We start from the raw sequence: 15,430 nt of genomic DNA, 5'->3' as shown, positions 1-15,430 counted from the left end.
TCATCTTAATCTAGCGTCTTTCAACTCTCCTTATGGTGGAAGACTATGCAAAAATTCATGACAGCCCTGGGCCTGCTTGGCCTGGCCTGGGACGTTCAGGCTCAAAATCAGCCGCTCGAAAAAATGTCAGTGGTGGGAACGCGTGTGATCGGTCGCAGCGCCGATGAAGCCGCAGTGGCCATCGAGGTTTATGATGAGGAACAGCTCGAGAAGACCGGTATCGCGGAAACCGGCAAACTCCTGCAGGCCCTGTCGCCGAGCTTCAACTTTTCCGCCACCACTGTTTCGGACGGGACTGATGCGGTTCGTCCTGCCACACTCAAAGGCATGGGTCCTGACCAGGTCCTGATTCTGATCAACGGCAAACGGCAGCATAGCCAGGCTCTGCTGAATGTGCAGCAAACAGTCGGCCGCGGCTCGGCAGGAACCGATATCAATGCCATTCCGGTTTCGGCCATCAAGCGGGTCGAGATCCTGCGCCAGGGCGCATCGGCCCAGTATGGATCGGATGCCATTGCCGGCGTGATCAATATCGTTTTAAAGGATGGCTCCACCACCAATCAGGTTCATGTCTATGGAGCACAAAATTATACCGGCGATGGCGACACAGCCTTGACCGGCGTTACCGCCCGTTCCCTGATCGGCGCCGAGAGTTTTGTGCAGGTGAGCGGTGAGATTCAACGCCGTGGTGAAACCAATCGCGCGGAAACTGACCAGCGTTTCGGCCGTAAAACCATGCGTATTGGGGAATCGGAAGCTCTGGACGGCTCGGCTTTCCTGAACAGTGAATGGCGCCTCAATGACCAGACGGTGCTTTACCTTTTTGGGGGTGCTGCCGAGCGTCGCAGTGAAGCCGGTGGTTTCTTTCGCGAACCGGATAGTGATCGGAACAATCCCAATATTTATCCCAATGGAACACTGCCCCTGCTCGTGACCCGTATCCAGGATCGTTCGGTCGTGGCTGGAATCAAACGCGAGGTCGGCAACGGCGATCTGGACTTAAGCTATGGCTATGGGGAGAACAGTTTTAATTTCCGTTCCAAAAACTCCATGAACATTTCCCTCGGTGATGCGTCACCCACCGAAACCGATGATGGAACGTTGAGCTATGCCGATGCCACCGCGAACCTGGACCTGCGGCAAAGTCTTGTGGCTCGGGACAATTGGCAACTCGATCTCACAACCGGTCTGGTCTATCGCCAGGAACGTTATCAAATCGAAGCCGGTGACCCAGCCTCGTGGACCTATGGTCCGACCAACGATTACTCCTTGACCCTTCTGGGGCCACAAGGGCAACTGGCCCCGGCCGGTATCCAAGGCTTCCCAGGTTTTCAACCGGCCAATGAAGTCAACGCAGCCCGTTATTCCCGGGCAGCCTTTGTCGATTTGGAATCGCGGTTCGCCAAGGATTTTCTGACCGCTGTGGCCGGACGTTTTGAGGATTATGAAGATGTCGGCTCCTCCACCACGGGTCAGCTCTCCATGCGTTATGATGTAACGCCGCAACTGGCTTTCCGCGGCACAGTCTCCACCGGATTCCGCGTGCCTTCCCTGCAGCAGGTGAATTACAGCTCCCGCAGCACGACGTTCGCCGGTTCGGAATTAACCGAAACCCAGACCGCGCGTCAGGGCAGTGCCACTTTCGAGGCCATCGGTCTGCGCGATCTTAAGAATGAAACGTCCATCAACCAGTCGATCGGTGTCTTCAGCAAACCGCTGCCTCGCATGACCATCTCAGCCGACGCCTATCGGATTCGCGTGCAGGATCGCATCGTCCTTTCCGAATTTCTGAATGCAGAACCTGCGGCGGGCTGCGCGCCTGATAACAGCAATTGTCCCATCCGGGCGGTTCTGGATCCCCTCAACGTGGATGCAGCTCAGTTCTTCACCAATGCCATTGACACGGATACCCGCGGCGTGGATGTGCTGGTCGATTATTTGATTCCCTTGAATGCGGGCCAGACGATCAACACCCGCTTTGGCTATTATCGGAACCAGACCGAAGTGGTCGATGTTCGTGCGCCGGAGGGTATAGATCCCGCTTTGATTTTTGGACAAGGCCAGATCGTTTTAACGGAAGAAGGTCAGCCCCGTGATCGGCTGCAACTGGCTGGTGAATACAACCAGGCGCGCTGGAATGCAGGCACCCAGCTCAATTATTATGGGCCGGTCTCCGGAGCCGGTTTCAGTGGCTATAAACAGACCTATGACGGCAAGTGGATCACGGATGTGCACTCCGGTTATGCTTTTGCCAGCGGTGTTCGTTTGGATGTTGGCGCGCAGAACCTCTTTAATATTTATCCTGAAGCCATGAATGCGGATCATCCGGTTCGCAGCTATGCCGGGGGCAGCTTCAAGTATTCCTGGGAGACCACGCCTTTTGGTTTCAAAGGCGGTATGTATTACTCACGTCTGGCCTGGAATTTCTGAGGGATTGGCCAGGGGCAGTTCCACCTTAAAGGTGGTGAACCTTGCCGATGTGTCGAGCCACAAAAGACCCTGGTGCTGTTCCACCATGCCCTTGGCAATGCTGAGGCCAAGACCGATGCCTTTGCCTATGGGTTTGGACGAGGAAAAAGGCTGAAAAAGTCTGGATTTCTGCTGGGGCGCAAGCCCCGGACCACTGTCGGATACGATGAAGACCACGCGTTCCGTATCGTGAACGGTCCAGACCCTGACCCAACGCTCGGACGCTCCGAGCACAGCATCAAAGGCGTTGGATAAAAGACTTAACAGCACCTGGGCAATCTGTGACTGGTGGCAAGGAATGAGCAGGGATTCTGGAACATCCTTATCGATCATCAGATCCACGCCGTGGTGCTGAAATTTCTGCCGGCAGAGATCCTCGACATGGGCCAGGATGGAAACCACGCTGACATTCTGAAAGGCATCCCGCTTGCCATCACCGGAAATCTGCAAAAGACTCTGGATAATGTGCGAGATGCGGGTGGATGTCTTCTCCAGATTTTGAATCGAATCCACCATGTCGGCCGTGGTCAAAGCTCCCTTCTGCAGTTTCGCCCGGAGAGCGTAAACCTGAGCTTCAATAATCGATAGGGGATTATTGATTTCATGCGCGATGCCGCCGGCCATCTCGCCGAGAGCCTGCATTCTGGAATTCTGCACCAGCGCGGACTGCTGCCGTTCAATGGTGGATTTAGCCTGCTGCAGATGCGTGCCTACGGCGACCATTTCATTTTGAATTTCCATAAAGCGAAGACGCAGGAAATCAAAAACCAAAAACAGAAAGATAAACGAACTGTTGATAATGACCAGCCGCATGAGAGGCACCATCCACTCCGGCTGCGACCGGGTCAGGTGAAAAACATTGTAATTATGCCACTCCAAAATATTCCAAAGAACAGGCCCAGCAAGCACGGCCGCCCATTCGATCCCACGCTGGGGACGCAGATGGGTGATCTGGCTTAAAAAAGCACAGAGGAAAAGCACCTGCACCATCGCAGCCTCGCCCAGAATATTGGCGAAAATAAAAAGGGTGGTATTCTGCAGCAGGATCATCAGGGCTTTGAGCCTGGAATTCAGATTATGGACCAGTCGCAGCAGCAAAAGATTGACGGGAATCTGTAACAGCAAAAGAACGACCAGCTCCCGATAGCGCTGACCCACGATGAAAATCAGAACATAAACCAAATCCGAGAGCGCATGGAATCGCGTAAGCTTGCGAATCTGCCGCTGATGCGCCTCCATCTCGGATTTCTTGATGTGCTGATGCATAGTCAACGTGCCAGCCCTGCCTTATGGTTGCGCGCGTATCCTAGCCGCTGAGAAACAATATGTAAACGAGTACCGGGGAAAGAGGTCAAGTTATCGCCTTTGTGGACCGAGGCGATAACTTAAAGGGTGGGAAAAGCCATTCTGGCTAAATTGAATTGACTTGGAAAAGTCAGCATTAATTCAAGTCAAACATGGTGCGTTGCAAGGCGACCACGCGGCCCAAAACCGCGAAGGGTTCGATGTCGGCATGGATTTCTTGAAAGTCCGGATTTTCCGGTTTCAGATACCAGCCGCGACGATTGTCGAGACACAGCCTTTTTACTGTGGCGCTCTCACCCACCTGCGCGACGACGATGGTGCCGTGCGGAGCATCCTGCTGCTGCTGAATCACCAGCCAATCCCCATCCAGGATCCCAGCGTAGAGCATGGAGAGCCCCTTGGCCTGCAGGGCAAAAAGATTTTCCGATGTGACGGAGCGTGGCAAAAGACTGCTTGAAACCCGGATATAACCGGAATGATCCTCGATGGCTTCGATAGGAACGCCAGCGGGAACTTTGCCGAGGCAGGGCACCAGAAAGGAATCGCCCATGTCGCCAGGCGCGGCGAGCTTCACTCCGTAGAAGGCTTTGCCCTTGTCGGAGAGTGTCAGGGATCGTGCGGCCTGTTTGAGGGGAGTGGTGATAAAGCCTTTTTTCCGCAGCGAGGCAATCACATCCTGAGCGGAGCCAACGGCTTTATAACCCATAAAGTCACAGAGTTCACGAAGCGTCGGGGCATAGCCCACACGTTCGGTGTGCGATTTTATAAACTCGAAAGCTTTGAGCTGGCGTGGAGTCAAGTTCTGCATAAGCTGCACCTTTCAGAGTCAATTTGTTAACGAAGATATCCCATGGCATCCAATCGCTCGAGTAGGGGCGGATGCGAATGATAAACCCCCGAATACCAGGGGTGGGTGATCGGCATGAGATGACTGTTTTCACGAAGTTTCAGCAGGGCATCGCCCAGCTTGCGTTTATCCTCAATGTTCTGCAGGGCGAAGGCATCGGCCTGGAACTCATTGCGTCTTGAAATCTGACTCAGGAGCGGCTGTAAGATGAAATTAATCGGACCAAACCACAGTGAAAATACCACGAGGGCGCCGTAGTCCGAAACAGCCGGCAAACCGAAAGACTGATAGAAGCTGACCAACGGCAGGCACAGACTGAGCCCGTAGAACATCAGGCCGGTGATGAAAAAGCTGCGAATGAGCGACCAGCGGACGTGATGCAATTTGAAATGCCCCAGCTCGTGGGCCAGGACGGCGACGACTTCGGCCGGAGTCATGCTTTTCACCAGGGTATCAAACAGCACAATTTTCTTTTTACCAAAGACGCCGGTGAAGTAAGCGTTGCCATGCGAGGATCGCTTCGAGGCATCCATGATGGAAATGCCATCGGTATTGAAATCAATCTTGCGCGCCAGCTGATAGATGTCATCGCGCAAGGCCCCTGCCTCCAAAGGATGAAACTTATTGAAAAGGGGAGCCAGGAGAGTGGGATAAAGCCAGGCGGTCAGAAGACTGAAACCAAACAGCAAAAGCCAGGCGGGAATCCACCAGTTGCTGCCCGTGCGTCCCATGACGAAAAGCAGTGCGGCGAGCAGGGGTCCACCCAACAGAGCGGTCAGCAGCACGGTTTTGATCAGATCCGTGACGAAGCCTTTAAGCGTCTGGCGATTGAAACCATGTTTCTGTTCGATGACAAAGGTGAAGTAAAGGTCGAAGGGCAGGCTCAGGACAAAGCCGAGGAGTCCAAGCAGCGCGAAAAATCCCAGGCCGGTAAGAATTGGGCTCGCCGCGCCACCGGTCAGGGGGCTTATGGTCTGTTCAACCCAACCCAGGCCACCTGCAGCGAGAAAAATCAGGGTCACCAGCAGCTGAACCGCATTGGAGATCTGGGAGAAGTGATACTTATCCCGGGCATAGGCTGAGGATTTGGCCATCGCCTCAGGGCTGATACCGAGGACCTTGCCGGCTTCAGCCTGACGTTTCGGGTCCTGGGCATGGCGGTGATTGAGGTAGGCCAGCAGAGTTTCGATGCTATACTGCGCCAGGCGTAGGATGAGATAGACAGTCAGTATGGGCATAGCGTTCAAGGGATTTCCCCATAAATAGTTACGGACCCAAACTAACGATAGGTGAGCCAAAATGCAAAGTAAAAAAGTGAAGAATGTCGAGTAGCTGTCGAGAATTTGCAAATTTTCCAGCGCCAAAAAGTCAATCCAAGTCAAAGACTTGCCTGGAACGGCCTCAACCCGTCAGGTGCCTATGCCGACAAGAGGGCATCTCTCCTGGAGTACGCGCATGTCTTCCTCATTCAAGCCTCATCCTCTCTGTCCCGGCGGTCAACTGCAGACTGTCATCGCCTATTTATGGCCCAATTCATCGCCGATCCTACCGGATGAGCAGATGATTGTTCCTTTGTCGGACGGAGATGCCATTGCTCTGGATATCAATCATCCTTCTGCGTCTTTCCAGCGAACGCCTATCGTATACCTGATGCATGGCCTCGGTGGTGATTCCGATTCTTCCTATAAATTACGAATGACGGCCAAGCTCACCAGGATGGGCATACGCGTGGTTCGCCACAACCATCGTGGAGCTGGGCAGCACGGGAAGCTCGCGCGCCGCATCTATCACTCCGGTTCAGTTGGCGATGTGTTGGCTGGTCTGCAGTGCATTACACAACGCTGGCCCGACAGTCCGCTGCTGGTGGTTGGCTTTTCACTTTCCGGCACGATCCTTCTGAATCTTCTGGGAAACCGTGTCAGCGATATGCGCGCGTTGCCCCAACTCAAATCCGCTTTGGCCGTTTGCCCGCCGATTGACCTGGAACACAGTTCCCGCACGATCGATCAGTTCAGCAATAAGCATCTCGATCTTTTTTACGTGCGCAGCCTGCTCAAGCAATTGCTCGATCGGAGCGTGGTCGATAAGGACTTTGTCGCGGAAAAAATGTCCCGGTTTTCATTGCGTCACTTCGATGAAGTCATTACTGCCCCTTTGGGCGGTTTTCTGAATCGCGATCAATATTATGATAGCTGCTCGCCCAAGCATATTGTGGGTAATATCCGGCTTCCCACTTTAATTCTGGCTGCCGCCGATGATCCGATCATTCCCGTTTCATCGGTCTTACGTGCGCCCTATAGTACCAAAGCCGTGCTTTCCATGCAGACCTCCGGAGGCCATCTTGGCTTTATCAGCAAAGACCGGACGCCGCAGGGAGATAATCGCTGGCTGGACTACTTCGTTACCACCTGGGTCCAAGAGCGGCTGCGCGCCAGTGCTTAGTCTGGATCATTAAAAAGCCAAAAGACGCTTATCCTGAGCCACCCGAACAGCTGACTCTGCTTCGGGTGGAATGGCTATGCAACGCAATTGCAAGTCAATGCGAAATAGATTAGAAGGGAGGTCACTTAATATCTGCAACCTACGTTTATGATCGGGAAGGTTGATGTTGGATTCCAAAGATACCCTGCTCAGTGTACGGGATCTTCGCACGTCTTTTCAGACGCAAACAGGGACAGTACGCGCCCTTGATGGGATCAGCTTTACCGTCGAAAAAGGCAAGACCCTGGCGGTCGTCGGTGAATCCGGTTGTGGAAAATCCGTCACAGCCATGACGATTATGGGTCTGGTCCAGGAAGCGAATGGTTTCGTTGAAAGCGGCGAGATTCTTTTCGAAGGCCAGGATTTAGCCAAAATGCCGAAAGAAAAAATGCGCGCCCTCCGTGGTGATCGCATCTCCATGATATTTCAGGAGCCGATGACAGCGCTGAATCCGGTTTACACGATCGGTGATCAAATCGCCGAAGTGATCCGCATTCACCGCGGCGTGTCGCGTCATGAGGCTCGTCTGGAAGCGCTACGCATGCTGAAGCTGGTGCGCATTCCCGACCCTATGCAAAGGCTTCATGAATATCCTTTTCAAATGTCGGGCGGCATGCGGCAAAGAGTAATGATCGCGATGGCACTGGCCTGCGAACCCAGTCTTTTGATCGCCGACGAACCCACCACGGCGCTTGATGTGACCATCCAGGCGCAAATCCTGCAGCTCATGAAAGAACTGCAGCAGGAAAAGCAGACGTCGATTATTTTTATCACGCATGATCTGGGCATCGTTGCAGAGATGGCGGATCAGGTGGTGGTGATGTATGCGGGCCAGGCGGTGGAACATGGTGATGTGTTTTCCATCTTTGAGAATCCGCGGCATCCTTATACCAAAGGTCTTCTGCAGTCCATTCCTTCGACGACCATCACCAAAAAGCAAAAACTCTACACCATCGAAGGCACCGTTCCGAGTTTGCGCAATCTGCCCCAGGGGTGCCGTTTCAATACCCGTTGTCCCTTTGCCTTTGATCGCTGCTTTGTGGAGGCGCCCGATCTTACGGTTGTGGCCGGGGATCATCGCGCGGCCTGTCATCTGGAAGGAAAATAAATCTTCATGACCAGTCTGCTCGAGCTTAAAAATCTGAGCATGCATTTTCCCATACGCGGCGGCCTGCTGAAGCGTCAGGTGGGGTTCGTGTATGCTGTGAATGACATTTCGTTTCAGCTGGAGGAAGGCGAGACCTTTGGCATCGTGGGGGAATCGGGCTGTGGCAAATCCACTTTGGGTCGCACCATCGTTCGGATCTACAAACCCACCTCGGGACAGATTCTGTTTCGCGGCCAGGACATTGCCGACCTCGATAAAAAAGCTCTCAAAAGTTTCCGTCGCGACATTCAGATGGTGTTTCAGGATCCTTACGCGTCCTTGAATCCCCGCAAACCCATTTTCGAAATTTTGGAAGAGCCTTTCCTGCTGCATGGATTGGGGACAGCCGCCGAGCGTCGCACGCAGGTGAGTGAGCTGATGCAGCTGGTTGGTTTGCGCACGACCGATATGAACAAGTTTCCCCATGAATTCAGCGGCGGTCAAAGGCAAAGAATCGGCATTGCGCGCGCGCTGGCCCTGCGCCCCAGTCTGATCGTCTGCGATGAAGCCGTGTCCGCCCTGGATGTCTCGATCCAGGCGCAGATCATCAATCTTTTGATCGATCTGCAGAAGCAACTGAAGCTGACCTATATTTTTATTTCGCATGACCTGAATGTGGTGCGGTATATTTCAGACCGCGTGGCCGTGATGTACCTGGGTCGGTTGATGGAAGTGGCAGAATCCTCGGAGATTTATGCAAGACCGGCTCATCCTTATACCCGTGCGCTGATGGCATCCGCGCCCAAACCGGATCCACGCCGTGCGGTAAAACCAGCTGTTTTGGAAGGGGACGTGCCCAGTCCCAGTCGTCCCCCGACGGGTTGCCCCTTTCACACCCGCTGTCCCCATGCCGTGGCCATTTGCAAAGAGCAACTGCCCCCTTTGCTGCCTCTCGGATCAAACACTCAACATCTGGTCGCCTGTCATTTGGCGAAGGAACTGAACAAGGAGGCTCCTCACTCATGATGAAGATTCGAAGCCGTTTGCTCGTCTTAATGTGCTTGCTGAGTGGTATGGCGGTGCAGCCTGCCTGCACGAAGAAAAAACCTGAAGAAACCAGCAGCGTGAAAAGCAGCCCAAGCGGTCCCAAAATATTATATCACTACCGCCGCTCGGAAGAAAAAAGCCTCGATCCGGTCAAGGCTTTCGATGAAGCTTCACGCCAGCACTCGCGCAATATCTTCGATGTGCTTTTAGAGTACAGCTATCTCAAACGGCCCTACGAGCTGGCGCCATCCTTGCTGACGAAAATGCCGGAAAAGCAAGCTGATGGTGTGACCTATCTCTTCACGCTCAAGCAGGGTGTGAAGTTTCATGACCATGCGATTTTCCCAGGTGGCAAGGGTCGCGAGATGGTGACCGATGACGTGATCTATTCCCTCAAACGTTTCGCGGACGCGAATACCAACCGTTTGAGTTACACCCTGATCCAGGGTCTCGTGGTGGGCATGGATGAGTTCCGTGAACTGGCACGGAAGCAAGGCAAGACCTTCAATTACGACAAAAATGAAATTTCCGGCCTTAAAAAAGTCGACAACTACCAGTTCACCATCACCTTTACTCGCGACAGCCCACTCAATTTCTATCCGCTGGCTTTTGAAGGCACCTCGGTTGTCCCGCGTGAGGCCATTGAAAAATTCGGTGACGACTTTGATAAAAATCCGATCGGCACCGGGCCATTCTATTTGAAATCCTATGCGCGTCGCGGCACCACGGTGTTGGCCAGGAATCCCAACTATCATGGGACCTATCCGACCGAAGGTGCGGCCGGGGATCAGGAAGCTGGACTTTTGCAATCAGCTGGTAAAAAGCTGCCTTTAGTTGATGAAGTTCATCTGCCTTTGATCGAGGAATCCCAGCCCCAGATGCTGAAGTTCAAGAAGGGTGAAGTCGCATGGGTTGCCATCAGCCGTGATGATTACGTGGCTATGGTGGATAGGGTTCCCACCACCGACGGGACCAAAAAGTTCAAGCTCAAACCCGAGTTTGAAAAGCAGTATGCACTCTATTACGTGCCGAGCCTCGCCACCAACTTCATGCGTTTCGGTATGAAAGATCCTGTGGTGGGCTCGAACAAGGCTCTGCGGCAGGCCATTGCTTATGCGATGAATGCGGACGGTTTTATCGAGATGATGTACAACGGTCGCGGCGTGCGTTCGGAATCGATGATCCCGAATGAAATCGCCGGCAGCGGTCGCGAAACCGGCTCCACCTGGTACACCCAGGACATTCCCATGGCCAAGAAAAAGCTGGCAGAGGCTGGCTATCCCGATGGCAAAGGTTTGCCGCCTCTGATGGTTGAATACCGATCGGCGATCAAGGATCAGCGTCAGCAGTATGAGTACATGCGCAATGAGCTGGCCAAGGCCAACATCAAAATCGTCGGCAACTTCCAGTCCTTTTCCAACTTCCTGAAAAAGACCGATGAAGGCAATTATCAGATCGCTGATGCCGGATGGAATGCCGACTATCCCGATGCTGAAAACTTCTATGCCCTCTTTTATGGCAAAAATAAGGCCCCTGGTCCCAATACCAGCAACTTCGAAAATCCGAAATATGATGCTCTTTATGAGAAATCCCGGCACATGATGAATGGACCCGAGCGCTATAAAATCTTTGCGGAAATGGATGCGATCCTGAAAGATGAGGTGCCCATGATTCTGATCACGAGTCACTATGTGATGGGCCTGCTGCAGCCCAATGTTCGTAACTTCAAGCGCAGTTTGCTGGAAGAATATCCGTATAAGTATATGGACCTGGCTGATTAATCGGGAGATCCTGCCATGATCAACTATATCATTCGCCGGGTTCTACAAACCATTCCCATTATCCTGGGCGTGGCCTTCATCGTCCTTGTCCTGTTCACCCAGGTCGGCGAGGACCCGGTGCGGATGAAGCTGGGCAATCATGCGACCACCGAAGCCATCGAGGATCTTCGCGCCGAGTGGAATCTCGATAAGCCGCTCGGCACCCAGTATCTTTTGTTTCTGAAGCAGATCGTGACCTTCGATTTCGGTGAATCCTTCAACTCGGGTGAGCAGCTGAGCGAGATGTTCGCGAGCGGGGCCTCGGCTACGCTGATGCTCACCCTGCCGCCGTTTTTTGGAGGCATCCTCATCAACCTGATCATTGCCGTGACCATTGCGTTTTATCGGGGTTCATGGATTGATCGCTACAGCACTGTGCTGTTTGTCGCCGGCATGAGTGTCTCGTACATGGTCTATATCATGTTTTTCCAATACTTCCTGGCTTACAAGCTGGGATGGTTTCCCATTAACGGGTTTGAGCCGGGACTGAATGCGATTCCTTATCTGATTTTGCCTTGGCTTATCACCATGATCGTGAATGCAGGCCCGCAGATTCGGCTCTTTCGTACGGTTTTTCTGGATGAGACGCGGGCGGATTATGTTCGAACTGCATTTGCCAAAGGTTGTTCGCCGGCCCGGGTGATGTTTGTCCATATCATGCGCAATGCTCTGATTCCAATTCTCACTTATACGGTGATTGAGATTCCCAATCTGATCCTCGGGGCCTTTCTGATCGAACGTTTTTTTTCCATACCTGGCACCGGCGACATCCTGATTTCGGGTGTCAACAATGGTGATTTCCCGATCATCAAGGGCCTCACGGTTCTGATCGCGATCACCTTTACCATCTGTAACATGCTCATCGACATCCTCTATGCTTACGTCGACCCACGCGTGCAGCTGGATGGATAGAACAGGAAAAATATGACGGCGCATGAGTTAGTCAATGAAAGCGAAAGCCCTGGAAAAAGAGCCTGGAACCGTTTCAAACGTCATAAATTCACCCTGATCTGTCTTGGCGTCCTGATCGGATACGTGCTGATTGCCGTGGCAGGTTTTTTGGGTCTTTTGCCTGATTTTCAAGAGCGGGTTGGAGCGGGCAATGAAACCCCCTCCATGTCCGTAGCCAGAATTCTCGGCACTGATCTCTTCGGGCGTTCGGTGCTGTATAAAATCCTTATTGGCACCAAAACGGCAATTACCATCGGTTTTCTGACCACATTGATTTCGGTGCCGGTTGGCATTTTCTTTGGTGCTGTGGCGGGATATTATGGTGGCAGGATCGATGCCATGATCACCTGGTTCTATACGGTGCTATCCTCCATCCCCAACATTCTGCTTTTGGTTGGCATCGCTTATGTCATGGGCAAAGGGCTTTTATCCATCTGTGTGGCGATGGCCGCCGTCACCTGGGTTGGACTGTGTCGTCTGATTCGCGGCGAAGTCATGAAGCATCGCAACATGGAATATGTGTTAGCGGCACGTCTTCTAGGTGCGAGTGATTTTCGGCTGATTTTTCGTCATATCCTGCCCAACGTTTTTCATCTGGCCATTATCAGTGCCTCACTGATCACACTCACAGCCATCAAGTTTGAAGTGATTCTGACGTTCCTTGGTGTCGGTATACAGGACGGCGCCAGCTGGGGCACTATGGTATCCGATGCGGGGGGCGAACTGGTCAATGGTATCTGGTGGCCACTCTTCGGAGTCACTGTTGCCATGTTTCTAATTCTCTATGCCCTGAATATCGTAGGCGATGCTCTGCGGGATGCTCTGGATCCAAAATTCGTTGACTGATTCGAGGCTTACCTGAAACTCCTGGGCTTGTCCCTTGACAGTTTCGAGGTGAGCCTTATCTTGTTAGAAGTTATAAAGGTCCGCATGGGCCCCTACAAAGACTACAAAAGGTAATAATTATGGCCACTTTCACCAAGCAAGTTACCGATGCCGATTTTGAATCTGTTGTGCTCCAGTCGAACCAGCCTGTGTTGGTGGATTTCTGGGCTCCTTGGTGCGGCCCCTGTATTTCGATCGGTCCCAGTCTTGAAAAATTGGCCGAGCAATACCAGGGCCAGGTTAATGTAGTCAAGATCAACGTGGACGAAAATCCAGAAGTTTCCGCACGCTTCGGTGTGCGTTCGATTCCATTTCTTGTGATGTTTAAGAATGGCAAGGTGAGCGAATCTGTGGTTGGCGCGCAGCCCCCTCAGAATCTGCAGAAGTTGATTGAACGAGCCTTGTAAACCATGCATCAGCGGTCGTGAGTCACGACAGCTTCTGTAACGGAAGTGAAAGACAAAACCGACCGCTAGGTCCGCTATCGCAGGTTAGATCCCCTCCATACTGCCGTGCAATGCATCGCGCACTATAAAGACTCAGCCCCAGACCCGCTCCCACTTCTTTCGTTGTGAAAAACGGTGTAAAGAGTGAGCGATTGATCTCATCCGAAACCCCTGGCCCACAGTCGGCAACCTCCACCTGAAAAAATCGGTCGTGACTGCGAAGTGTTAAAGAAACGGCTGGCGTCTTGTGACCCAGCATCGCTTCCAGAGCATTATTGATCAAACTATCCACGGCATCGATCACATGCTGGCGTTCACAATGGATGACCGATTGATCGGTGAGATCGACCTTAATTTTCAACTGAATGCCATGGTTATAAAGATAACGTTTCGATCGCTGGGTGATCAGCTGGGCTATCGCATGAACGCACAGTGGTTCCGGCTGGGCCGGTACCTGCGGCGTCGAAACCAGAAGTTTTTGCAGGATGCTATGAATTCTGTGAATGGCATCGTAGGCCTTTCGAATGCGGGGTTTTATGCCGCGCGGGTCGTTTGGCCCCGCGTGATTTTCCAGGCTTTCCAGCGTCAGCTGAATGATCGCAAGTGGGTTATTGATTTCATGCGCCGCGCCTCCCGCCAGTCGACCAATCGCGGCCATCTTCTCGTCCAGCGCGAGCACGCGGTTTCTTTTCAAGGCTTTACGATACTGCTGATTGGACTGCCAGAGGAGAAGAGCGGATGGGGTGGTAATGCAAATGAAAGAACCCAAGGTAATAACCAAGCGCAGGATGCGAGCCGTTCCTTCAGCCAGCGGCTGTGTGCCCATGGGGATCAGGTTAAAATCAACGATTTCAAAAACGGCAAACGCAGCGGTGGAGCAGAAAGCAATCCAACGCCACTCGTGGGCTCGAAAGAGAAGGAAGGGAAAAAGTGCTAGATGCAGACATAAGAGAGAGAGATTGGTTTCTTTCCCTTGAAGATGAATTCCGTAGAGTAAAGAGAGAAGGCAGGTGACGAGATAAGCGACTCTTGCGGTTAAAAAACAGCGACAACGCGCCAGATAGAGAATGAAGAAGAGCAGTATGATCACTGGGATCAGGAGCATGATCAGCAACGCCAACTGCCCTGTCAGCAGAAGAATAAGAGCATACAGGGACGTCACGCCCAACGAGATATAGACTGAGGCATTCAGGACCATAAGCTGCAAGCGGCAGCTTTTATCCTTGAGCGAATTCTGGCCGGCTTCAAGGTGCCGCATACAAAAAGAAGCCAGACGGGAGGCGACAATGTTCACAACAGGTTTCCCTACCTGACCCGTGCACGAAGCGGCGGAGCCAGTACCATCAGTTTATCGTCAACGCTGGCGCGTGGCGATTATTGCTGGCTATGTATAGTCCACAACACCAGACAGCTCAAGAGTTGTTAGGTTTGATTCGGATATGGGAAGCACACTATGTGACGTGAATGATGGGACTTATGCAGGGTAATATGAAGGACTTTGCATGAAATGGTTCATAAACGGAGAAAGAAAGAAGAGAAAGATGGTCGGGGCGACAGGATTCGAACCTGCGACCTCATGGTCCCAAACCACGCGCGCTACCAACTGCGCTACGCCCCGCTCCAAGTGGAGATAGAGTTTGTACTGTAATATCATCAGCGGTTCAACTCGAAATCTGAGGGGATGGAAGAAAAAGTGTATGGGTTGGCGCGATAGGGAGGTGGCTTTCTGCCAACAGGACTTGAAATCTGGTCACAAGTAACCGGTTGGGTCATGAAGGTGGAAAGGTGAACCCGGCTCTAAGAAGGGCATGAAGTGCGGCATATTGACGAGAAGAGGCGGAAATGTGTGAATAATAGTTTATGTTTCAGAACCTAAAAAGGGAGTGTAAAAAAGTTTGTGTAACCAGCCTCAACGGAGATAAGCTCGGACGCTGTCTCCATGGAAGGAGCTGGAGCTGGATATGGATAAGGAATCCCAACCATCAGAAAGCCTGCCGTTCGATCTGAGCAAAGTTCAGGATAAACTGAAAGACGTAAAGACTTTATCTGATCTAACGGGGCCTGGCGGCCCAATCCAGGAACTGCTAAAACA

The 15,430-nt window shown here is 52.5% G+C and carries 12 protein-coding genes and 1 tRNA gene; 8 read left to right on the top strand and 5 right to left on the bottom strand.

Going from position 1 to position 15,430, the window contains the following annotated elements:
- The first annotated feature begins 45 nt into the window (after positions 1-45).
- Entirely contained in the window at positions 46-2,430 is a 2,385-nt protein-coding gene (locus VE954_RS29720; protein WP_324959789.1) for a TonB-dependent receptor plug domain-containing protein, read from the top strand.
- On the opposite strand, the gene VE954_RS29715 is transcribed toward VE954_RS29720, so the two are convergent.
- From VE954_RS29715 to VE954_RS29705, 3 genes are all read right to left on the bottom strand, one after another.
- The gene (locus VE954_RS29715; RefSeq protein ID WP_324959865.1) at positions 2,407-3,735 is read right to left on the bottom strand and encodes a sensor histidine kinase; all 1,329 of its coding nucleotides are present in this window, start codon (positions 3,733-3,735) and stop codon (positions 2,407-2,409) included. The two genes, VE954_RS29720 and VE954_RS29715, sit on opposite strands and share 24 nt — an antisense overlap.
- A 175-nt stretch (positions 3,736-3,910) precedes the next feature.
- On the bottom strand, positions 3,911-4,582 hold the full coding sequence (gene lexA, locus VE954_RS29710; protein ID WP_324959787.1) for a transcriptional repressor LexA: 672 nt from the start codon (positions 4,580-4,582) through the stop codon (positions 3,911-3,913).
- A gap of 26 nt (positions 4,583-4,608) precedes the next feature.
- The gene (locus VE954_RS29705; protein WP_324959863.1) at positions 4,609-5,859 is read right to left on the bottom strand and encodes a M48 family metallopeptidase; all 1,251 of its coding nucleotides are present in this window, start codon (positions 5,857-5,859) and stop codon (positions 4,609-4,611) included.
- A gap of 217 nt (positions 5,860-6,076) precedes the next feature.
- Here VE954_RS29705 and VE954_RS29700 point away from each other — a divergent pair, with 217 nt between their 5' ends.
- From VE954_RS29700 to trxA, 7 genes are all read left to right on the top strand, one after another.
- A complete protein-coding gene (locus tag VE954_RS29700) occupies positions 6,077-7,063 on the top strand; it encodes a YheT family hydrolase (RefSeq protein ID WP_324959785.1) in 987 nt (328 codons plus the stop codon).
- 163 nt (positions 7,064-7,226) lie between these two features.
- A complete protein-coding gene (locus VE954_RS29695; protein WP_324959783.1) occupies positions 7,227-8,210 on the top strand; it encodes an ABC transporter ATP-binding protein in 984 nt (327 codons plus the stop codon).
- A 6-nt stretch (positions 8,211-8,216) separates the two neighbouring features.
- Positions 8,217-9,215 (top strand): dipeptide ABC transporter ATP-binding protein, encoded by a 999-nt coding sequence (locus tag VE954_RS29690; protein ID WP_324959781.1) that lies wholly within the window; start codon positions 8,217-8,219, stop codon positions 9,213-9,215.
- Positions 9,212-11,017 (top strand): ABC transporter substrate-binding protein, encoded by a 1,806-nt coding sequence (locus VE954_RS29685; RefSeq protein ID WP_324959779.1) that lies wholly within the window; start codon positions 9,212-9,214, stop codon positions 11,015-11,017. Before VE954_RS29690 ends, VE954_RS29685 begins: the two co-directional genes overlap by 4 nt.
- A 15-nt stretch (positions 11,018-11,032) precedes the next feature.
- Positions 11,033-11,968, top strand: coding sequence for an ABC transporter permease (locus tag VE954_RS29680; RefSeq protein ID WP_324959777.1), 936 nt, complete (start codon positions 11,033-11,035; stop codon positions 11,966-11,968).
- Positions 11,969-11,980: 12 nt separating this feature from the next.
- Positions 11,981-12,853, top strand: coding sequence for an ABC transporter permease (locus VE954_RS29675; RefSeq protein ID WP_324959774.1), 873 nt, complete (start codon positions 11,981-11,983; stop codon positions 12,851-12,853).
- 119 nt (positions 12,854-12,972) lie between these two features.
- Positions 12,973-13,299 carry a thioredoxin gene (trxA, locus tag VE954_RS29670; protein WP_324959772.1) on the top strand — a complete coding sequence of 109 codons (327 nt, stop codon included), beginning with the start codon at positions 12,973-12,975 and terminating at the stop codon, positions 13,297-13,299.
- 22 nt (positions 13,300-13,321) lie between these two features.
- Here trxA and VE954_RS29665 read toward each other — a convergent pair whose 3' ends face one another.
- Complete coding sequence (locus VE954_RS29665) at positions 13,322-14,632, bottom strand: HAMP domain-containing sensor histidine kinase (RefSeq protein ID WP_324959770.1); 1,311 nt, start codon at positions 14,630-14,632, stop codon at positions 13,322-13,324.
- 248 nt (positions 14,633-14,880) lie between these two features.
- Positions 14,881-14,956 (bottom strand) — tRNA-Pro (locus VE954_RS29660).
- Between the last annotated feature and the right edge of the window lie 474 nt (positions 14,957-15,430).

The sequence above is a fragment of the Oligoflexus sp. genome (assembly GCF_035638955.1).
Classification (GTDB): Bacteria; Bdellovibrionota_B; Oligoflexia; order Oligoflexales; family Oligoflexaceae; genus Oligoflexus.
Note: the sequence above shows the minus strand (reverse complement) of the source record. Positions and strands in the feature narration are given on the sequence as shown.